The organism is Desulforegula conservatrix Mb1Pa (assembly GCF_000426225.1).
GTDB lineage: Bacteria > Desulfobacterota > Desulfobacteria > Desulfobacterales > Desulforegulaceae > Desulforegula > Desulforegula conservatrix.
Genome location: NZ_AUEY01000032.1, coordinates 1 through 19,470, shown reverse-complemented (window position 1 = coordinate 19,470; position 19,470 = coordinate 1). Strand labels below are relative to the sequence as shown.

The following is a 19,470-nucleotide window of genomic DNA, read 5'->3' as shown; positions in this document are numbered from 1 at the left end:
TATACCAATTATCACAATAAATTACACTTGTCAAACCGACGGATTACGGATCTCAAAATTAATTTCAGCTTCTGATCGCCTGAGATATACAGGCAAAACAGCCGAAGGATCAGAGCCGTCATTATTCAGAGTCTTCCCTGCCGCAAGGAAGGCAATATCCGATGCATTGATAACAGATTCAATATTAAGCGGCACTATTTTTTTATTCAATGCAGCCTCCATACGCCCAATATAAGCCGAAGCACCTGAACCACAGAAGAGATCGCAATCTTCGGCATTTTTCACGGCCTGTTCTGGAGAACAAACCATCTCGTCGGTTTTATCACAGATCACTCCGTCTGAGAAAAGATACTTTGCAGTATAAACCGCACCTCTCCTTGCATCCACAATTGCACATGCAGACTTTGCAGAATCCCTGAACGGCCAGACAAGAGCGTCAAGGGTTGATACTCCGACCACGGGCAGGGAGAGTGCATAGGAGATCCCCTTGGCCACACCAAAACCTATCCTGAGACCGGTAAAACTTCCAGGGCCCCTGCTCACCGCTATCAAATCAAGTTCTGAAATTTCAATACCAGCCAACGACAGAACCCTGTCAATAACAGGCATGACATGCCTGGCATGGGTTTTATTTGTAATAATTGTTTCCTCGGCAAGAACCCTGCCTTTTTCGCACAGGGCTGCCGAAAAGCTTCCTCCTGATGTATCAAAGGCCAGAATCTTCATTATTCGGCCTTCTGATCATCTTCTTTTTTTATATCTGAAGGCCCCGGAGCCTTATTAACCTTTGGCTTTTGAGGCTTTTTTGATTGTTTTTTGGGTTTGATTTCAAATACGTCGCCATCAATGGCCTCTTTAAGCACTTCCTCCATCTGACTGACCGGCAAAAACCTTATGGCCTTATGAACGTTAGGAGGTATCTCTGTTAGGTCCTTTTTATTCTTTTCAGGCACAATTATAGTTTTTATTCCGGCCCGCAAGGCTCCAAGGGATTTTTCCTTTAATCCTCCGACAGGAAGCACGCGGCCTCTTAAAGTTATCTCTCCGCTCATTGCCACATCTTTTTTAATCGGCTTTCCGGTGATGACTGAAATCAGGGCCGCTGCCATGGCCGTTCCTGCAGAAGGCCCGTCTTTGGGTATTGCGCCGGCCGGGATATGAATATGAACATCCTGATTGTCAAGAAAAGTTTCTTTCATGCCGAACCTGCCCAGATTTGCCTTGGCATATGTAAATGCAGCGCGTGCGGACTCCTGCATAACTTCGCCGATCTGGCCGGTTATAATCATCTCCCCCTTGCCTGGCAACAAAGATGCCTCGATATACAAAACCTCTCCGCCTATCTGGGTCCAAGCAAGACCAGTCGAAAGCCCGACCTGGCTCTGCTCCTGTTCCATTTCAGGCTGATATTTAGGTATTCCTAAATATTTGGAAAGATTATTTACATTGACTATGAAATTACCGTCTTTGCCTTCGGCTATCTTTCTCGCAATCTTTCTGCAAATCGAGCCTATTTCACGTTCAAGATTCCTTACTCCGGCCTCGGCTGTATATTCGGAAATGATAAGGGCCATGGCAGAAGAACTGAGTTTAAGATGCTCCTTCTTCAGGCCATTTTCCTTGATCTGCCTCGGCAGAAGGTATTTAAAAGCTATTTTCTCTTTCTCTTCATGGGTGTAACCTGCAATCTCAATAACCTCCATCCTGTCAAGAAGAGCCGAAGGAATGGTATCAGTCATATTCGCAGTCATTATAAACATCACGTTTGACAGATCAAAAGGCAGATTAACGTAATGATCACTGAACTCCGAATTCTGCTCAGGGTCAAGAGCCTCAAGAAGGGCCGAGGAAGGATCCCCCCTGAAATCAGAACCTAATTTGTCTATCTCGTCCATCATGAATACTGGATTATTAACCTCGCATTGTTTAAGACCCTGAAGAATTCTTCCGGGCAAAGCACCAATATAAGTTCTTCTGTGCCCTCTGATCTCGGCCTCATCCCTTACTCCTCCAAGTGAAATCCTGATAAACTTTCTCTTCATGGAGTTTGCTATTGAACGACCGAGCGAAGTCTTTCCAACGCCCGGAGGCCCGACAAAACAAAGTATGGGGCCCTTCATCTTGGGATTCAGCTTTCTGACGCTTAAATACTCAAGGATCCTCTCTTTAACCTTATCGAGCCCAAAATGATCTTTATCAAGTTCTGCCTTGACTTCCTTTATGTCAATGGAATCTTTAGTAGCCTTGCTCCAGGGAAGCTCAACAAGCCAGTCAAGATAAGATCTAACTATGGCTGCCTCGGATGAATCAGGATGCATCTGCTCAAGCCTTCTTAACTGACGCTCGGACTCTTCCTTGGCCGCCGTCGACATTTTGGCCTTTTTTATCTTTTTCTTATACTCTTCAGCTTCAAGAGCCCTCTCGTCAAATTCCCCGAGCTCTTTATTTATGGCTCTAACCTGCTCACGAAGGTAATAGTCACGCTGGGTTTTCGATATCTCATCCCTGACATCAGACTGAATCTTTGCCTGAACAACTGTTAGTTCAAGCTCGCGGCCAAGAAGATCATTGACCTTTTTCAGCCTCTCAAGCTGATCCTTTAATTCCAGCAGTTCCTGGGCTTCTTCAATCTTGAGCTTAAGATTGGACGCCACAAGATCGGCAAGCCTTCCTGGCTCTTCTATGGAATCAAGGATAGTTGTAATCTCGCTACTGACTTCTCCCTTGAGCGTAAGAATCTTCTCGCTGTTCTCCCGGACGTTCCTCATCATTGCCTGGTTCTCAAGGGATAGTTCACCGCAAGGATCATCTTCAAACATCGACAGCTTGACATGAAAGCAAGGCTTTTTCTTTACGTATTCAAGTATATTCCCCTTGGCCACGCCTTGAACAAGGGCCTTTATCCTGCCGTCAGGAAGCTTTATCATCCTCAGTATCTTGCCCACGGTTCCAACAGTATATATTTCCTCTGGCTTTGGGTTCTCCGTGATGGGATCTTTCTGGGTGGCAAGAAATATATGCCGGGAGGAAGACATTGCGTCCTCAACAGCTTTTATCGATTTATCTCTCCCGACGAAAAGCGGCAAAAGCATATCTGTGAATATAACCACATCCCTTACGGGCATTAAAGGCATCTCTTCAGGGATTTCTATATCATCATCATCTTCTTCAATTATGCTAATCAAATCGTCCTTATCAGTCACAGCCATCTTGACTCCTTGCCTGTCCAAAAAACAGACCGGTATATTTTTAAAAATTATTCTTTGGTGAATTATAAAGCACTATTTGAACTGCGCAACATGAATATCTATTTTTTTAGTGACATAAAAGTCCATTACAAGTATTCATAAGAAAATAGCGCGTTAGAGCAGCTTTTATTCAGTAACAAAAAAAAGCAAGCGTCGTACTCAAAATCCTAATGAAACAGCAAAAACCTATAGTTTTCAGTGCGCCGCCAGTTGAATAATTCGAGCTAAACTTTTTTAAAATCTTGAAAATAAGCATTAAGCAAGCATTTGTTCCCTCAAAAAAACCGGCTCGAAACTTCTTTAGCAACTAAAAATTTATGAATTGAATTATCAATGGATTTAATCATTATTTTAATGGCCTTTGCCTTCGGAGCCTGTATAGGCAGCTTTTTAAACGTATGCATATACAGAATACCCCTGAACATTTCCGTCGTAACTCCGCCCTCATCATGCCCAGGATGTAAAGAACCAATCAGATTCTATGATAATATCCCCATAATCAGTTATCTGATCCTGAGAGGCAAATGCCGGAAATGCAGAACATCAATATCTGCCAAATATCCGGCCATTGAGTTTCTGACCGGAATGATGGCTGTAGCAACATGGGTATATTTCGATACGGCCGGTTCTGCAATTGTTTATTTTATTTTTATATCGTCCTTGATTGTAATAACATTCATTGATATAGATTATAGAATAATTCCAAATGCGATTACCCTGCCGGGGATCCCAATCGCAGTGCTTGCCGCATCATTTTTTATACCTGGAATGACACCTTTACAAGCAATCATAGGACTACTTGCCGGAGGTGGGAGTCTTTACTCCGTAGCCCTGATTTACGCACTTCTGACAGGGAAAGAAGGGATGGGAGGCGGGGACATAAAATTGCTTGCAATGATTGGTGCGCTTACAGGAATAAAAGGAGTCGTCCTGACAGTTCTGCTGTCGTCGATCAGTGGAACGATTGCAGGAATAGGGACAATGATTTTTAAAAGGAAAAAGGATCTGAAACTGGCCATACCTTTTGGCCCCTTTCTTTCTATTGGCGCAGTCATACATCTTTTTTTCGGTAATCAGCTTATAAACTGGTATTTCAGTTTTATGCGATGATAGCATCATAATGTGGCTCTTTAAATCCGTCACCAACCTGTTTTGAGGTAAAAAGAATAAATATGATCAAAAAAATACTCATTGTTGATGACTCCCCAATAGCAAGAAAAATGCTGAGATCAAGCATACCCAATAATGATTCCTATGAAATAATGGAAGCTTCGGACGGCCAGAAAGGGGTTGAAACTTTCAAGGTATTTGAGCCTGACCTGACATTCATGGATCTTACCATGCCTGTGCTGAGTGGTTACGAAGCTCTTAAAGAAATCAAAAAGTTCAAACCTTCGGCTGTTGTTGTTGTTCTTACCGCAGATATCCAGCCTAAATCAATATCAAGCGTCATGGAAAGCGGAGCATACACTGTCCTTAAAAAGCCTGCACAGAAGCAGTCCATAGCAGATACACTTGAAAAAGCCTCCAATTATCTAAGCAAACTGGGGGAGAAACAATAATGACAGATCAGCCAATCCTTTCTGACGAGGAAAAAGACATCCTCCAGGAAATCATGAATATTGCTTTTGGCAGCGCGACCGAGGAGCTTGTCCAGGTAATCGACATCTACGTTCATATGAACGTCCCGGAAGTCCAGGTAATGAGGGCCAAAGAACTTCCCGTTTACATCCAGACAAACATAATAAAGGAATCCATCAGCAGCGTTGTGGAACAAAAGTTCTGGGGGGATTTCAAAGGTTCGGGAGTGCTTGTCTTTCCTGGGAAAACGGACAGAGATCTTGTTCATATCCTGGACAACGGGTTTTCAAGTGAGGACACCCTGGATGATCGTCCATTGCAGACTCTACAGCATGAAGTTCTCATGGAGGTCGGTAATATTCTGATAGGCGCTTGTGTCGGTAAAATTTCAGACCTTTTAAGAACATTTGTAACCTACTCGCCACCCCAGACTATACTCGACAGCGATAACGAATTCTCATATCTTGCTGACTCATTTGGCGAAGATCAGACAGCCATAGTCCTTAAAGCAGTATTCGAGTTTGAAAAGAAAAATGTTAACGGACTTCTTTTTATCCTCACAAACGATGAATCTATGGAATGGCTCAGGCAGGCTTTAATCGGATTTATGGAGCAATATTAATGATTGCTGATCAGCTTCTGGACATTGTCGATAATGGTGTTGTTATTATAGATGAGGATTACTCGGTCATCAAATGGAATCCCTGGATGGAAAAATTCAGCGGAATCAAGGCCTCGGAAATTTCAAACAAACCATTATTTGATTTTTATCCGCATCTCAAAGAAAGCCCCGGATTCATAAGAAACACAAAATCGGTTTTTAAATTTAAAAATGTAGTATTCATGTCCCAGAAACTCCATAAATTCCTTTTCCCAATGACCCCCAGACATATCAAGACGGGGTTTGAATTCATGCAGCAAAGATGCACCATGGGCCCTCTCCATGACGCCGAAGGCCGTTACAGATATCTTTATATAATAGTATACGACGTCACAGAACTGGCTGCGTCCGAACTTGAGAACAGAAAACTGAGTGTAACGGATGCCCTTACCGGATCATACAACAGACGATTCTTTGAAAACAGGCTCAAGGAGGAATTCGATCGCCATGCCCGCTATCACAGACCTCTCAGCATCATAGTTTTTGACATAGATTTTTTCAAGCAGGTGAATGACACATACGGCCATCTTGGAGGCGATTTCATTCTCAAAAATTTTGCTGAAAAAATCAGAAACAGAATCAGGTCGGTTGATTTATTTGCAAGATACGGAGGAGAAGAATTCTGCTGCCTTTTGCCTGAGACATGCAACAATGAGGCGGTCAAATTAGGAGAGTCGATAAGGCTTCTGATTGAGGACTCCTACTTCAACTACAATGACACATCCATCAGAATAACAGTCAGCCAGGGCGTAGCAGAACTATTACCGGACAAGGACACCCCTGACAGCTTCTTCAAAAGAGCAGATAAAGCTCTTTATGTTTCCAAGGAAACCGGAAGAAATAAGGTAACAAGCGGCAACAGCCTCCCTGAATTAATCGAGAATAATGAGCAGGATTCAATAACGCATGACCAGGGATGTCCGAAATGCGGCTCCCCTCTTCACTTCAAGGATAATCCTGTCAGCACAAAATGCGATATATGCAAAAAAGCCAGGGTCGCAGTTGTTCAATGCGGAAACGGACATTCAGTGTGTGATTCCTGCCAGAATAAAAGGATAGCAACCCTAATTCAAAATATCTGCCTGACCACAGAAGAAAAAGACATGATCGTTCTTCTTGAAACAATTATAGGTCAAGCTGCCATAGCGGTATGCAGCCCTGCGTATCATCTGCTCGTGCCGGCTGTAATCCTGACCACATACCGAAACCTTGGAGGCAATATCTCCGAGACCCAGATAAAGACAGGACTCGAAAGGGGCAAGTCAATTCCTTACGGAAGCTGCGGATTTTCAGGAATCTGCGCGGCATCTGCCGGGGTGGGCATAGCTCTAAGTATCATTCTTGAAGCATCACCAGATAAAATGAAAGAAAGAAACCTTCTTATAAAACTTACAGGCCAGATCAACCAGAGCCTTTCCCAATCATATTCACATACAAGCTGTTTTAATAATGTTGTAAAAGCGTTGTCTGAACTTGCGGAAGTGTCTGATCAGATTCTGCCGTTCAGACTTCTGGCATCCGAACCGCACAGAAAAGATTGATATTGGATTAAGATACCTGATAGGTCATTAAAATGAGCAAGCAGGCCTAATTGATATCAGCATAAATAAGCTGAAAACCTAAATACAGATCTCCAGATTGAAATATCCTGCCCCACCTTCAAAGGGAATTGAAAAGACCTGCTTTTCGGGAAGATGTTCCAATAGATGATTTTTGTCCATCCTGACTTCTTTCATTTCTGCCCGGCACTTCTTTCCCATTTCAGCAAATTTTGTATTGATTCTGCCTGCGATCATGTTTGTAAGCTCGCCGGCGGCATCTTTTACATCATTGTTTAACTCTGTAATCTCTTCGGAAAACATGGCAGAAACGACTGACAGAATGCATTTTTCGGTAAAAGTTATGGATATAGACCCTTCTATATCTCCTTTTACAGATATAAGTCCTGATATATCTCCTGGAGCATACCTGCTCTTTTTGCTAAAAGGCCTGTTAAGCTTTGGGGTAAGATTGGCTGTCACTCCCAGGATATGCAAAGCTGATTCGATAACAGTATTAACAATAGATGCTTCCATGAAGTCCCCTTTTGAGGTATTAGATTCAACAGATTAATCCTTGCCATAATTAAAAACAATTATTTTTTTTATGCAAATCACATCGTTCCCAAAGATATTATTATGGATTCATGTATTCGCAGCTTATGAAGGAGGGGTGATGAAAAAAAAATTCGGGGTTCTTCTGTCAGGATGTGGGTTTCGCGATGGCGCAGAAATCAATGAAGCCGTACTTACACTGCTCGCACTTGATCTTAGGGGCATTGAAGCCATATGCATGGCACCTGATGTGGATCAGGCCAGAGTAATCAATTATATTTCCGGCAAGAATGAAAATGAAAAAAGAAATGTCCTTAAAGAATCCGCAAGAATAGCGAGGGGCAGAATCAAAGATGTCAAGGACGTATCACCGAATGAAATAGACGCACTGATTCTACCAGGCGGAAGCGGGGCGACTTTGAACTTCACGGATAGAAGCATCCAGAATCCAAGGCAGCTCGAGCTGCTCCCTGAGATTAAGGGTTTAATCAGAAATATTCATGACCAGGGAAAACCCATTGGATCGATCTGCATAGCACCCAAGACTGTTGTCATGGCTTTAAGCGATATAAGCCCTGAGGTAACCATTGGAGACTGCAAAAAAACATCTGCTGAGATTGAGGCCATGGGTGGAAAGCATATAAAATGTGCGGTCGACGGCATTCACGTTGATCATAAGAATAAAATAGTCTCAACACCTGCATATATGCTCGGGCCTGGGATCAAGGATGTTTACAAGGGGATAGACAAACTTGTGGAAGCTGTCCTTTGGCTATGCTCTTGAGCAATTAGGGCTGAACACGGCAAGATTAGGGAAATCCCTTCAGGCATAAGATTTTTTCCCGGCAAAATGAGTTTTTCATCCTATGGACTTGAACAACTGAGGGATATATATTGGCTATAAAGAAAGCCCCTGAATAAATCCCCAAGCCCTCCCTCCAGTTTTGAGGCGATTCGCAATGAATCGCCTTTTTACTTTTCAGGCGATAGAAAATAAAAAATAGTAAACAGCAAGCGCCTGAAATAACAATGTTTACACGGATTATCACACAAATCAAATACCATATCATGTTGTTATTCCTGCAATAAACACAATTTGTCATTTGACTTGCCGCTTTTCTTCGAATAATATGCCCATGCAAATAAAGCTAAGGGTGCATTCATAATGTTCAAAATTTTTCCAAAAGACAAAAAACAGGAAATACGTCTCAAACGCTTCTTCATGGCAGGAGGAACTTATCTGCTATGGGTTGCGCTTGGTCTTTTTTCATTTTTCCACGGCCTTTTCCGGGTAACCCCGGCTATGCTGACGGTTCTTCTTTGTCTCATATTAGTTATAAATGTTTCAGTGTTTGTATTAATAACAACAGGCCTGAACAAGAGATTCAAAGACCCAAGTCTGACCCTTTTCCAAATGATAGCTGCGATAGTATGGGGCATGGTCATAATGTATTATACGGACGAGGCAAGGGGAGTATTTCTGACCCTTTTTCTTGTCATATTTGTCTTTGGGATGTTCAAACTGAACTACAGGCAGTTTCTTTTAATGGCTGCCCTTGTTCTTGTCTGCTATTCAGGCGTCATTCTTGCCCTGATGATTCAGAGACCCGCATCCATTAATCTGAAAATTGAAATAATGAATATAATCGTTCTGGGTATCATAATCCCGTGGTTTTCTGCATTAGGAGCATATATCAACGGCCTTAGGGTAAGAATAAACAGGGCCAAATCGATTATTGAAAGAATGGTCATCTTTGATGAGCTCACAGGGGTTAATAACCGCAGAAGTCTGATGGACATCCTTGCCAGGGAAAAAGCCCTCGCAGACAGAGGAGGAGAAGCTTTTTCAGTATGCATAATAGATGTCGATCATTTTAAATGCGTAAACGATACATATGGCCATTTAAAGGGTGATGAGGTTCTGAGGACACTTGCAACCGCAATCCACAAGAATCTCAGGGCAGAGGATCATATAGCAAGGTATGGAGGAGAAGAATTCATACTCGTACTTGCGTACCCGAACCTGAAAGATGCCGCAATATGCGCTGAACGTATAAGAAATATTGTTTCAGCGATCAAATTTCAGAATTGTTCAGGAGATTTTTCCATAACAATATCAATAGGTGTCAGCCAGTATATTGCCGGTGAAAACTATGAATCTGTCCTTTCAAGGGCCGATGAAGCCCTTTACAGGGCAAAAAACGCTGGCAGAAATCTTGTGGAAATTGAACCGGCTCCATCTCAAAAATCTAAAGTTGGCCAACATAGTATTGGAATCTGCTGATTTTTTTAAATAATTTGTAATTATTCCTGAAATCAAAGATTAGATTTCCCCCTGGCGGCGGGTCGCGCTCCGAAGGCCGTCATTATCTATGATAACGTGCCTCAATAACCCAAATATTTTAAGGATTTAAGGGTGTGCGGACAATTGCTTCAGAAATAAGGCTGAGAATTGTGCTCATCCATGAATAAATATGTCATTTCCTATAACCATGTCTCCAATAGGCATTATCAATTCCCCGTTTAAAGAAAAATTCGGAATACCAAGGCAGCCAGGAATTGTAAAATCAGCTATTTTTGAAATAGACTTTTTCGATCCCTATACCCAGGATGAGGCTTTCAGAGGGTTAGAAGGTTTCTCACATGTCTGGATTCTTTTTATATTCGACAGGATAAAAAGAAACGAATGGAAAGCGACGGTCAGACCCCCAAGGGAAGGGGGCAACAAAAGGCTTGGGGTATTTGCCACAAGATCACCTTACAGACCAAATCCCATAGGTATTTCTGCGGTCAAAAACGAGGGGTGGAAATTATCCGAAGGCAAAAAAATACTCCTTGTATCAGGCGGTGACTTTCTCCACGAAACTCCGGTTATCGATATCAAACCCTATATCCCTTATACTGATTCAATCCAGAATGCAGTCGGTGGTTTCGCCCCAGACTCTCCCCAGGCGAATATGGAAATTTTTTTTTCAAAGGAAGCCGAAGAAAAATGCGGGCGAATAACCTGGAATGGGAATGGCTTATTCAGGGATTTTCTTGTAGAGATTCTTTCCCAGGACCCAAGACCGGCTTACCATTCGTCTAAAAACACTAAAAAAGACTACGCGCTTCGAGTTTGCGGATTTAATATATTATGGGAAGCTGAAAACGGCTTTATTCAGGTCAAAGACATAATAAGAGAATGAACCGGCGGAGCTAAAAGCAACCCCGCCAAAGTCAAAACCTGTCAAATTATGACAAAATTTTCTCTATCCTTACAATGTCCTCAGGAAGATCGACTTCCGGTGAATCATGCTCAGTGATGACCGTCTTAATTTTATAGCCATACTCTATTGCCCTGAGCTGCTCAAGCTTTTCAATGTTTTCAAGAATACCCTCTGGCAGCTTGCAGAATGACTCAAGAAATTTCATGGAATAGGCATAAACACCAAGATGCTTGTAAAAATCACATTTTGTTCCAGGGTCTCTTGGAAAAGGAATAGTAGCTCTTGAAAAATAGAGGGCCATACCGTTATTGTCAAAAACGGTCTTAACATCCTTTGGATCTGTTATTTCCCTTTCATCTACAATCTTAAAAACAAGGGTGCTCATGTCGAGGGTTCTGTCTTCGAGAAGAGGCTGGATCACATCCCTTATGCAGTCAGGATGAACAAGTGGCTGATCCCCCTGGACATTGACGATAATGTCTTCATCAGAAAGTCCAAGCTTTCTTCCGGTCTCTGCGGCCCTATCTGATCCACTCCTGTTTTCCTCACCAGTCATCATGAATCTGCCTCCGAAACCGGAAACAGCGTCAGCTATTCTCTGATCGTCAGTTGCAACAACGACAGCATCAACGGCCCCTGACTTCATGCAGTTCTCATAAACTCTCTGGATCAGAGGTATTCCGCATATCTCTGCAAGTGGTTTCCCCGGAAATCTTGTTGATCCGTACCTCGAAGGTATTACAGCAACTATTTTCATTAAGAGCTCCTGAAATTAAATCAATTTATTATCTTTCACTGCGATCTTGCATATCAGATCAGGTTCATCTTGACTCATGGTTTCAAAACATTATTATCTGTATGCAAAAAAACAAAGGAGAAAGCTATGCCGATATATGAATATGCCTGTAATAAATGTGGTAATCATTTTGACTACCTTGCTTTTAAAACCTCAGATCCTTATCCTCCATGCCCCAAATGCAGTTCTGAAGACGTAAAAAAACTAATGTCCTCTGGTTTTGTCAGGGCAGACGGAATCCCATCGGGTTCAGGCGGCTTTGCTGGCCCCAAATGCGGTTCATCCAGCGGAGGCTGAAAGCACTAAAGGAATATCCGTGAGATATTCACCACAGGGCATGGTTTATTAAAACCATGCCTTTTTATAAAAAATCTGATCTGAAGATCTTTGCCAAAAGCCCTTGTCTTGTCCCATTCGAAAAAATGTTTCCACGGCCTTTATTCCATCATCTCCAAGCCTTATGGAAAAATCATTAACATAAAGCTTTATATGCTGAGCTATAACCGAGTCATCAAGTTCCTGGGCATGCTCCCTGATATACGCCATAGAATCTTCAGGATTTGCAAAAGCATGCGCGATGCTTTTTTCAATTATCCTGTCGATGATTGCAGCATATTCGCCCGCAAGTTCTCTTTTTATGGCAATGCATCCAAGCGGTATGGGAAGCCCTGTATAGGATTCCCACCATTCTCCAAGATCGGTAACGAGCTCAAGCCCAAGGGAAGCATAGGTAAATCTGCCCTCATGGATAATAAGGCCAAAATCAAATTCTCCCGAAGCCATTGATGGCATTATCCTGTCAAAGCTCATGACGGCGGCCTCAGGCTTTTTGCCAAGATAAAATGAAAGAAGGGAAAATGCGGTTGTCATGAGTCCTGGAACTGCAATTTTTGAAGATGCGAGCCTTGCTGTGTCTACCCCCGGCCTTTTTACAATGAGTGGTCCGCATCCCCTGCCAAGGGCTGATCCAGAAAAGAGCATTGAGTATCTGCCACTGAGATGAGCAAAAGCTGCCATAGACAGCTTGGTGATATCAGAAACGCCCTTTGCTGCCATCTGATTCAGAGTCTCCACGTCCTCAAGAAAAGGAGCAAATGAAAGACCTTCTGTATCAATTAGCCCGTGGGTCATGGCGTGAAAAATAAACGTATCGTTTGGGCATGGAGAATATGAGATGGTAAATTTTTTCATTTAAGATAACTAAAACCGTTTGAGAATCATTGTAATTGCAGCCGACGCATTCCTGAATGCAAGGGGCAGGTTCCAGGAACTTTTGTCTCTTTTACCTACAAAATTACTGGCAGACCTCACTTCAGCATAGGGAATCCCATAAATTCCAGAGACCTGGGCAGTAGCAGCTCCTTCCATTGATTCCATAACAGGGCTGTACCATTTATCAAGCAAAGACGCCCGCTCTTCTGTGGATGTTACTGTTGATACCGTTATAAAAGGACCTTTCGACAAATTGAAATCTTTTTCAGAATCAAAAATCGATTTAAAACAAAATTCACTCAAAGCAGCACATATTTCTACATCCCCATTTTTTACAGTTCCTGGGATATTGAAAGGCAGGGCAGCAGGAGGCTCAAAACGGTCTCCAGATTCTACTCCAAGATGAATATCCCTTTCTTTTGTTGCTACAGCTACATCTCCGATACCTATTCCTCTATTCCGAAATACTCCTGCGCAACCTGTCTGAATAATCAGATCAGGCTTTTCAGATTCAATGGCAGCTGTTAATCCCTGGGAAGCGTTTATCATGCCAGGGCCAGTTACGAGTATTCTTATTGATTGATCATGGATATCCGGAATATATAAATATTTACGACCCACAACACTCTTTTCAAAATCCCCATAAAAGCCAAGCAAAGGCTCAATTTCTTCGTAAACAGCCGCTGCTATAAGGATATTCTTCCTTTTTCCAAATGGGAATAATGAGCTAAGAATAGAATCATCCATGTATTATTTCAGCATTTCCGAAAGAGCTTCGAGGGCCAGATAATAACCTTTGACGCCAAGGCCCACTATCTGGCCTGTTGCTATGTCTGAAACATAAGAATGATGCCTGAAAGGCTCTCTCTTATGAATATTTGAAATATGCACCTCAATTATGGGAACATCCAGAAGCAGCAACGCATCTCTGATCGCAACGCTTGTGTGTGTGTAAGCGGCAGGATTTATTATTAGGCCTGAAAATTTTTTATATGCATCCTGAATTCTGTCAACAATTGCCCCTTCATGATTTGACTGAAATGTGTCTATGGCAATGTCCTTTAAAGAAGCCTTTTTTACAAGTTCAGAGTTTATATCATCGAGGGTAGTGCTGCCATAAATCCCAGGCTCCCTTTTTCCGAGCATATTCAAATTAGGCCCGTGTATGACAAGGATATTTTTTCCAGCCATGATCACCCCTTATAATCAAAATAAAAGCATTTATTTTTCTGGCTCCGTCTTATTCTCAGTGACGAGTGCCTTCTGCGAGTCGCTTTTTGAAAAAAAGCTCCGCAAAAACTTTATGGTTATGTGTTTTTATGAATAAAAGCTGCAACCATTGCCTGGGGGACGCCCATTATTTCGTTCCAAAAAACAATACTGAAATAAAGAGCAGCCACTTTTTTTAAGGCTCTGTTCCCGTTAGGTGTGGAATATTTTATCATTCCAATAACTAACTAATACTTTAAATAAAAAAGCGGCCTCCGGCGGGTCGTTTTTTGAAAAAAGCTCCGCAAAAACTTTCAGGTAATTAGACAGTGCATGCACAATTTTAGGGCATTTGCGTCTGATCATAAAATACATAAAGTTTTTGAGGGGACTTAAGGGACTTTTTACAAAAAGTACCCCAAGATCCATAAGTCCAAAAAGGATTATTATTTCGCTTTTCAACATCTAAGGGGAACATAGCCTTTTTTAATGTATAGATCATAGCGCTGTTCAAAAATGTCCTGACAATATCTTCCCAAAAACCAAAATGCCAGATTTTTTTAAAACAGCGACGAAATGTAAGTTCAAATCAATAAGCCCAATTATTATTACCAAATTATTATCAGATTATTATTATCTGGTTATCATTATCTTGATAGCTGACTCATAAAAAGATAAAGTGCCCAAGATAAAAACCTAATAAAGCAGAGAATACAATGCAACAATTTGAAATATCAGAAATTTTTCACAGCATCCAGGGCGAGTCAACTTACACAGGCCTGCCATGCGTTTTTATAAGACTATCAGGCTGTAATCTGAGATGCTCATACTGTGACACACAATACTCCCATGGCAAGGGAGAGCTTATAGGCCTTGATGAAGTGCTTCAAAAAGTCAATTCATACAGATGCAGGCTTGTAGAACTAACAGGTGGAGAACCATTGATGCAGAATGGAACGCCGGAGCTTGCATCAAGACTTCTTTCCAAAGGCTTTGATGTGCTGATGGAAACAAACGGCAGCCTTGATATAGATCTGGTTGACAACAGGTGCATAAGGATAGTTGACGTAAAATGTCCTAGCAGCGGAATGTCTGAAAAAAATGATTTTTCTAATATGAAAAGACTGACAAGCAAAGATCAGCTAAAATTTGTAATTTCTGATAAAACTGATTTTGATTATATGTCAGAAGTTCTAATCAAACATAAACCGCAGCTTCCATATGGTTCCATACTTGCCTCTCCTGTGGCAGGAACACTGAAACCGGATCAGCTCGCTTCGTGGATCCTGGAATCAGGCATAGAGGTCAGGATGCAGCTTCAACTTCACAGACAGATCTGGCCAGATATAGACAGAGGGGTATAAATTTCAAAAAAATGAAAACAAATTCAAAAAACGCGGTTGTACTATCTAGCGGCGGGCTTGACTCCACCACTGTCATGGCAATTGCCTCTTCATTGGGTTACGATATCTACAGCCTGAGCTTTGACTATGGTCAGAGACATTCATATGAACTTGAGGCTGCTAAGAAAATTGCAGAGGCATTTGCAGTTAAAGAACATATTGTTGCAAAAATTGATCTGAGAATCTTTGGAGGATCTGCACTGACCGCCGATATACCTGTTCCAAAAAAAGATTCAGATAAACCACCAAAAGAAGAAATACCTGTAACATATGTCCCTGCAAGAAACACAATATTTCTTTCATACGCCCTTGCTTTGGCAGAGGTCAAAGAAGCCAATGAAATATTCATAGGGGTAAATGCCGTTGACTACAGCGGATACCCTGACTGCAGACCTGAATTCATAGAGGCTTTTGAAAAAATGGCGAACCTTGCAACAAAAGTAGGTGTTTCAGGCACAACAAGCATCAAAATCAAAACTCCGCTGATTGACCTTTCCAAGGCAGAAATTATAAAGCAGGGTGTCGCTCTCGGAGTCGATTATTCCATTACACATAGCTGCTATGATCCTCATCCTGGTGGTTTTGCCTGCGGCTCCTGCGACAGCTGTATTCTCAGAAAAAAAGGTTTTGCTGAAGCAGAAATGAATGACCCGACAAGATATTATTTGAGTATTTAAGAATTAAGGAAAGAAAATGAACGACAATCCACATCCGATATATACCCTTGGTCAGGACCCGGTTAAGGACGCAAGATACTCGGCTTTTTTTCTTGAAAATCATCTTGATCACAATGCTTACCCGGATGAGGTTGCTTCCCCGGAACAGATAGGCTTCATGGTTCACCTTGAAGGGAACGACCGCTATTATCCATGCGCAGAAAGAATGTTCAACGCCATAATGACAGGCTGCGACAGGGATTATCTGATATCAAGATACAATCAGGTCTTTGCAAGGATCATGGAAATAATAAATGAAAAAATCACTTCACAATATCAGAGGGAATACCTGAAAGCCCTTATATGCATGAAGTTTGAGCATGAGACCAGGGACTTCATAATGATCCCGTCAAGACTTGAGAAAAGACTGTTCAAAATCATACATAACCACGCTTTCATGATTGACACCTACCTCGAAGACAAGAAAAAGAGGAACAGCAGGGTAGCAAGATGCCTCAAATCTCCTGAATTCAAGTCAGCAGTCAACAGCATTGATATTTCTAAAATGAAAAATCTTCCGGATACTCTTTCAAAGGTCAGGGAAGAGCTTGAAAGGGTTGAACTGAGAAGGCTGATCGCGTTGACAGCATCAGAAGAGATATGGGAAACAGACGCTGCAGAAAGATTCACCATCGAAGATTATGAAAGAATCCTGAATTCCCCAATAGGCGGAGGAGCCAAATCGGACCTTTTTGAATTTCTTGGCGTTAATGCTGTAAAAGCAGCGGACAGTTCGTCAGAATCAAAAAAAATTCTCTGGATAGCCAATGAGTCAGGAGAATTCCTTGTGGATATGGCAATTATCAGATATCTGACAAGACTCGGTCACAAGGTGATTGTAGCTCTAAAGGAAGGGCCCTTCTTTAAAAAAGTAAGTTTCGATGATATGTTCGAAGACTCCAACCTAAGAGAGTTTCTGGCAACATCCCTGATAATAAGGGACAACAGGCTTACAAAAAATGAGCTCATAGATATCCTGAGAAGAGACCAGCATCTTTTTCTAATGCCTGATGGAACGAGGGAGGATATGAATCTTCTTATGACTTCCACAGCCTTTGCAAGGGTCTTTAAAGAGGTTGACGGAATAATAACAAGGGGCCCTGATCAGAAAAGAAGGATATTTGACAGCAGATTCACGTTCACCCAGGATATTTTTAATATTTCAAAGAATGAAGACGGCACCGTAGATATAAATCTGAAACGCAAGCACTCAATGGTCATCCACTTTTCGCACAAGGATCTTGAAGAAAAGGCGGACGCCATAATTGAAAAAATGAGGGCTGCAAAGAATAACGGAATGTCCGTAATGTTCTACAGCGGCATAGTCGGATCAATACCTGGCAAGATAGATGAAGCCATAAAAATAATGGCGACTTTCATTGATTACCTGAACAACCACCTGCTGAATACATTTATCATCAACCCATCCAGATACTATGAACCTGGCATGGATGCCGATGATCTCATGTATATGTGGGAAATAGTCCAAAGAAGCGGTTGTATAGACATCTGGCGTTTCCAGACCAGTGAGGACATAGCAACGGCATTTGAAATAATCGGTGAAAAGATACCTCCGGAATGGTCTGGAAAGGATGCCACTTACAGCACAGGCTGCACTAAAGAAATGGCAATTGCAGAAGATGTGCTGAAAAAGCACCCTGAAATGCAGATTATCGGCCCTCCAAAGGAAAAATTTATGAGGCGCAAGGAGTATGGTGTTGGTATGATGCATGACAGAAGACTCGGCGGACGTACAAAACCATAATAATGACAAATTCCAATTATTGACAAGATCGCAAAAAGTTCAATTTCCGTCATTCCGGCGGGGCCTGTCCTTGTGAAAACCTGGAGCCGGAATCCAGGAGCAATTGAAAACACAAAGATACCGGATCAAGTCCGGCATGATGCCAAAGCCCTTTTTCGACTTTTTGCGAGTCCATCAATTATTTAATTAAGCATATTTCATGGTCTGATATACCGGAAATATTTGATTCGGAAAGCTGTAACAAATGAAAAAAATACTTATAATACTTGTTCTTTCAGCTCTGGCAGCAGGAAGCTACTATTTCTACGGATTAATGGATGAAAACAAGAATCCTACAATAATGCTGATTGACGGAGCGAAAATTAGAGCTTCCGAGTTGTTGGCCTTCAAAATAAATGGCAAACCATGTGAATCTGTCGAAAAATGCCTGGACAAATTTATTGAAATGCAACTGCTCCTTTCATATGGAAAAAAGAACAAACTGGACAAAGATCCTTCATTGCAAGATGTCCAGCCCGAAGTATTTAACGATAAGCTTGCAGCAATGGTTCTTGAGAAAGCATTCTCATCAATAAATTCATCGCCTTCTATTGAAGAGACTGAAGCTTATCTGAAGATTTACAAGGGCAAAGTATCCATAACAACATATGCTTATGAAGATATGGAATCCGCAAAATCAGGTGGAGACCCATCAGGTAAAAGTAAAACCATATCCTTTGAAAAACTGTCTGGCCCTGTTTCCTACAGGGTAGGAATGCTATCCCCGGGAGAAAAAACAAATCCTTACAAGACTGAGACTGGCTATGAGATCATCCAGCTCGATATGATGGAACAGGATCTTGCTGCGATTGGACATATTCCTGAAAATGACAAAAAAGCCATTACAGAAAAACTTGAAAAAGACAAAAAAGAATTTCTATTTGAAAAATGGAAATATGAGCTAAAGGAAAAAGCGGATATCAGAACAACTGACAAGCTGAAAGAAATCAGGCTGTAGGACGAACATGCGGTTCGTTTAAAAAAGCTTTGCCCTCTTTAATTATGAAAAAGGATACATACAAATATCTCTCTGATATTCAAATCTAAAAAACAGCCTGTTGACAAGACCGCAAAGAGTCCGTTTACGTCACTTCGGCGCAGACCGGAATCCTTAAACATCTGAAAATACTGGATGCCGGATCAAGTCAGGCAAGACGCCACCGCCTTATTTTGACTTTTTGCGAGTCCATCAAAAATGATTTATTCTTCAGATTTCAGCATTGAACGGGAACATAGTATTTCAAAAAACAATTTGATTACCATTTTTACTCCGCCATGCTTATCTTAAGGCAGGTTAAAGATTATCCAGATATGATGGAGGTGTAGCATGGCAAAAAATATGATCCAATTTCAAAAAGGAAAGAGTATTCACGAATTCCTGTCCGAATATGGGACCGAAGATAAGTGCCAGGATTCATTATTCAGACTTAGATGGCCGCATGGTTTTCGTTGTCCGAATTGCGGCGGTTCGAAATTTTGCGAGCTCAAATCAAGAGATCTGTACCAATGCCACAAGTGTCACCATCAGGCGTCGGTAA

The 19,470-nt window shown here is 41.8% G+C and carries 21 protein-coding genes; 13 read left to right on the top strand and 8 right to left on the bottom strand.

The window, feature by feature from the left end; all coding sequences use genetic code 11:
- Positions 1–30 precede the first annotated feature (30 nt).
- Positions 31–726 (bottom strand): tRNA (adenosine(37)-N6)-threonylcarbamoyltransferase complex dimerization subunit type 1 TsaB, encoded by a 696-nt coding sequence (gene tsaB / locus K245_RS26645; protein WP_051284084.1) that lies wholly within the window; start codon positions 724–726, stop codon positions 31–33.
- On the bottom strand, positions 726–3,209 hold the full coding sequence (lon, locus tag K245_RS24260) for an endopeptidase La (protein ID WP_035277124.1): 2,484 nt from the start codon (positions 3,207–3,209) through the stop codon (positions 726–728). Before lon ends, tsaB begins: the two co-directional genes overlap by 1 nt.
- 372 nt (positions 3,210–3,581) lie before the next feature.
- Here lon and K245_RS0112220 point away from each other — a divergent pair, with 372 nt between their 5' ends.
- From K245_RS0112220 to K245_RS27270, 4 genes are all read left to right on the top strand, one after another.
- Positions 3,582–4,358 carry a prepilin peptidase gene (locus K245_RS0112220; RefSeq protein ID WP_027359504.1) on the top strand — a complete coding sequence of 259 codons (777 nt, stop codon included), beginning with the start codon at positions 3,582–3,584 and terminating at the stop codon, positions 4,356–4,358.
- A gap of 62 nt (positions 4,359–4,420) precedes the next feature.
- Positions 4,421–4,810: a response regulator gene (locus K245_RS0112215; protein ID WP_027359503.1), complete on the top strand. Its 390-nt coding sequence runs from the start codon at positions 4,421–4,423 to the stop codon at positions 4,808–4,810.
- Positions 4,810–5,451 (top strand): chemotaxis protein CheC, encoded by a 642-nt coding sequence (locus K245_RS0112210; RefSeq protein WP_027359502.1) that lies wholly within the window; start codon positions 4,810–4,812, stop codon positions 5,449–5,451. Before K245_RS0112215 ends, K245_RS0112210 begins: the two co-directional genes overlap by 1 nt.
- Positions 5,451–7,031 (top strand): diguanylate cyclase, encoded by a 1,581-nt coding sequence (locus tag K245_RS27270; RefSeq protein WP_084156259.1) that lies wholly within the window; start codon positions 5,451–5,453, stop codon positions 7,029–7,031. The genes K245_RS0112210 and K245_RS27270 overlap by 1 nt, the downstream gene beginning before the upstream one ends.
- A 78-nt stretch (positions 7,032–7,109) precedes the next feature.
- Here the strand turns inward: K245_RS27270 and K245_RS0112200 are convergent, their stop codons facing one another.
- Positions 7,110–7,565 (bottom strand): chemotaxis protein CheX, encoded by a 456-nt coding sequence (locus K245_RS0112200; protein WP_027359501.1) that lies wholly within the window; start codon positions 7,563–7,565, stop codon positions 7,110–7,112.
- 139 nt (positions 7,566–7,704) lie between these two features.
- On the opposite strand from K245_RS0112200, the gene elbB reads away from it, so the two are divergent.
- The 3 genes from elbB (at position 7,705) to tsaA (ending at position 10,771) form a co-directional block, all read left to right on the top strand.
- Complete coding sequence (gene elbB, locus K245_RS0112195) at positions 7,705–8,367, top strand: isoprenoid biosynthesis glyoxalase ElbB (RefSeq protein WP_035277122.1); 663 nt, start codon at positions 7,705–7,707, stop codon at positions 8,365–8,367.
- 381 nt (positions 8,368–8,748) lie between these two features.
- Positions 8,749–9,867: a GGDEF domain-containing protein gene (locus K245_RS0112190; RefSeq protein WP_027359499.1), complete on the top strand. Its 1,119-nt coding sequence runs from the start codon at positions 8,749–8,751 to the stop codon at positions 9,865–9,867.
- A gap of 190 nt (positions 9,868–10,057) precedes the next feature.
- Positions 10,058–10,771 carry a tRNA (N6-threonylcarbamoyladenosine(37)-N6)-methyltransferase TrmO gene (tsaA, locus tag K245_RS24250; protein WP_035277120.1) on the top strand — a complete coding sequence of 238 codons (714 nt, stop codon included), beginning with the start codon at positions 10,058–10,060 and terminating at the stop codon, positions 10,769–10,771.
- A gap of 46 nt (positions 10,772–10,817) precedes the next feature.
- Here tsaA and kdsB read toward each other — a convergent pair whose 3' ends face one another.
- Positions 10,818–11,549, bottom strand: a complete 732-nt coding sequence (kdsB, locus tag K245_RS0112180) for a 3-deoxy-manno-octulosonate cytidylyltransferase (protein WP_027359498.1) — start codon at positions 11,547–11,549, stop codon at positions 10,818–10,820.
- A gap of 126 nt (positions 11,550–11,675) precedes the next feature.
- On the opposite strand from kdsB, the gene K245_RS0112175 reads away from it, so the two are divergent.
- A complete protein-coding gene (locus K245_RS0112175; RefSeq protein WP_027359497.1) occupies positions 11,676–11,885 on the top strand; it encodes an FmdB family zinc ribbon protein in 210 nt (69 codons plus the stop codon).
- A 48-nt stretch (positions 11,886–11,933) separates the two neighbouring features.
- On the opposite strand, the gene K245_RS24245 is transcribed toward K245_RS0112175, so the two are convergent.
- The 4 genes from K245_RS24245 to K245_RS27740 form a co-directional block, all read right to left on the bottom strand.
- A complete protein-coding gene (locus tag K245_RS24245; protein ID WP_051284083.1) occupies positions 11,934–12,779 on the bottom strand; it encodes a 1,4-dihydroxy-6-naphthoate synthase in 846 nt (281 codons plus the stop codon).
- A 9-nt stretch (positions 12,780–12,788) separates the two neighbouring features.
- Positions 12,789–13,547: a futalosine hydrolase gene (mqnB, locus tag K245_RS26640; protein WP_027359496.1), complete on the bottom strand. Its 759-nt coding sequence runs from the start codon at positions 13,545–13,547 to the stop codon at positions 12,789–12,791.
- A 3-nt stretch (positions 13,548–13,550) separates the two neighbouring features.
- Positions 13,551–13,991, bottom strand: coding sequence for a type II 3-dehydroquinate dehydratase (aroQ, locus tag K245_RS0112160; protein WP_027359495.1), 441 nt, complete (start codon positions 13,989–13,991; stop codon positions 13,551–13,553).
- 116 nt (positions 13,992–14,107) lie between these two features.
- Positions 14,108–14,245, bottom strand: coding sequence for a hypothetical protein (locus tag K245_RS27740; protein WP_156906784.1), 138 nt, complete (start codon positions 14,243–14,245; stop codon positions 14,108–14,110).
- A gap of 480 nt (positions 14,246–14,725) precedes the next feature.
- Between K245_RS27740 and K245_RS0112150 the strand changes: the two genes are divergently transcribed.
- The 5 genes from K245_RS0112150 to K245_RS27265 all read left to right on the top strand — a co-directional run.
- The gene (locus tag K245_RS0112150; RefSeq protein ID WP_027359493.1) at positions 14,726–15,373 is read left to right on the top strand and encodes a radical SAM protein; all 648 of its coding nucleotides are present in this window, start codon (positions 14,726–14,728) and stop codon (positions 15,371–15,373) included.
- An 11-nt stretch (positions 15,374–15,384) separates the two neighbouring features.
- Positions 15,385–16,089 carry a 7-cyano-7-deazaguanine synthase QueC gene (gene queC, locus K245_RS0112145; RefSeq protein ID WP_027359492.1) on the top strand — a complete coding sequence of 235 codons (705 nt, stop codon included), beginning with the start codon at positions 15,385–15,387 and terminating at the stop codon, positions 16,087–16,089.
- Between the two features lie 16 nt (positions 16,090–16,105).
- Positions 16,106–17,893, top strand: coding sequence for an ARMT1-like domain-containing protein (locus tag K245_RS24235; protein ID WP_035277118.1), 1,788 nt, complete (start codon positions 16,106–16,108; stop codon positions 17,891–17,893).
- Positions 17,894–18,137: 244 nt separating this feature from the next.
- The gene (locus tag K245_RS0112135; protein WP_027359491.1) at positions 18,138–18,890 is read left to right on the top strand and encodes a hypothetical protein; all 753 of its coding nucleotides are present in this window, start codon (positions 18,138–18,140) and stop codon (positions 18,888–18,890) included.
- A gap of 369 nt (positions 18,891–19,259) precedes the next feature.
- On the top strand, positions 19,260–19,470 hold a 211-nt coding region (locus K245_RS27265; protein WP_027359490.1), incomplete at its 3' end, for a transposase.

Bases quoted from the DNA above. Each gene is read 5' to 3' on its own strand.
- tsaB (WP_051284084.1), bottom strand. From the start codon at position 726: ATGAAGATTCTGGCCTTTGATACATCAGGAGGAAGCTTTTCGGCAGCC.
- lon (WP_035277124.1), bottom strand. From the start codon at position 3,209: ATGGCTGTGACTGATAAGGACGATTTGATTAGCATAATTGAAGAAGAT.
- K245_RS0112220 (WP_027359504.1), top strand. From the start codon at position 3,582: ATGGATTTAATCATTATTTTAATGGCCTTTGCCTTCGGAGCCTGTATA.
- K245_RS0112215 (WP_027359503.1), top strand. From the start codon at position 4,421: ATGATCAAAAAAATACTCATTGTTGATGACTCCCCAATAGCAAGAAAA.
- K245_RS0112210 (WP_027359502.1), top strand. From the start codon at position 4,810: ATGACAGATCAGCCAATCCTTTCTGACGAGGAAAAAGACATCCTCCAG.
- K245_RS27270 (WP_084156259.1), top strand. From the start codon at position 5,451: ATGATTGCTGATCAGCTTCTGGACATTGTCGATAATGGTGTTGTTATT.
- K245_RS0112200 (WP_027359501.1), bottom strand. From the start codon at position 7,565: ATGGAAGCATCTATTGTTAATACTGTTATCGAATCAGCTTTGCATATC.
- elbB (WP_035277122.1), top strand. From the start codon at position 7,705: ATGAAAAAAAAATTCGGGGTTCTTCTGTCAGGATGTGGGTTTCGCGAT.
- K245_RS0112190 (WP_027359499.1), top strand. From the start codon at position 8,749: ATGTTCAAAATTTTTCCAAAAGACAAAAAACAGGAAATACGTCTCAAA.
- tsaA (WP_035277120.1), top strand. From the start codon at position 10,058: ATGTCATTTCCTATAACCATGTCTCCAATAGGCATTATCAATTCCCCG.
- kdsB (WP_027359498.1), bottom strand. From the start codon at position 11,549: ATGAAAATAGTTGCTGTAATACCTTCGAGGTACGGATCAACAAGATTT.
- K245_RS0112175 (WP_027359497.1), top strand. From the start codon at position 11,676: ATGCCGATATATGAATATGCCTGTAATAAATGTGGTAATCATTTTGAC.
- K245_RS24245 (WP_051284083.1), bottom strand. From the start codon at position 12,779: ATGAAAAAATTTACCATCTCATATTCTCCATGCCCAAACGATACGTTT.
- mqnB (WP_027359496.1), bottom strand. From the start codon at position 13,547: ATGGATGATTCTATTCTTAGCTCATTATTCCCATTTGGAAAAAGGAAG.
- aroQ (WP_027359495.1), bottom strand. From the start codon at position 13,991: ATGGCTGGAAAAAATATCCTTGTCATACACGGGCCTAATTTGAATATG.
- K245_RS27740 (WP_156906784.1), bottom strand. From the start codon at position 14,245: ATGATAAAATATTCCACACCTAACGGGAACAGAGCCTTAAAAAAAGTG.
- K245_RS0112150 (WP_027359493.1), top strand. From the start codon at position 14,726: ATGCAACAATTTGAAATATCAGAAATTTTTCACAGCATCCAGGGCGAG.
- queC (WP_027359492.1), top strand. From the start codon at position 15,385: ATGAAAACAAATTCAAAAAACGCGGTTGTACTATCTAGCGGCGGGCTT.
- K245_RS24235 (WP_035277118.1), top strand. From the start codon at position 16,106: ATGAACGACAATCCACATCCGATATATACCCTTGGTCAGGACCCGGTT.
- K245_RS0112135 (WP_027359491.1), top strand. From the start codon at position 18,138: ATGAAAAAAATACTTATAATACTTGTTCTTTCAGCTCTGGCAGCAGGA.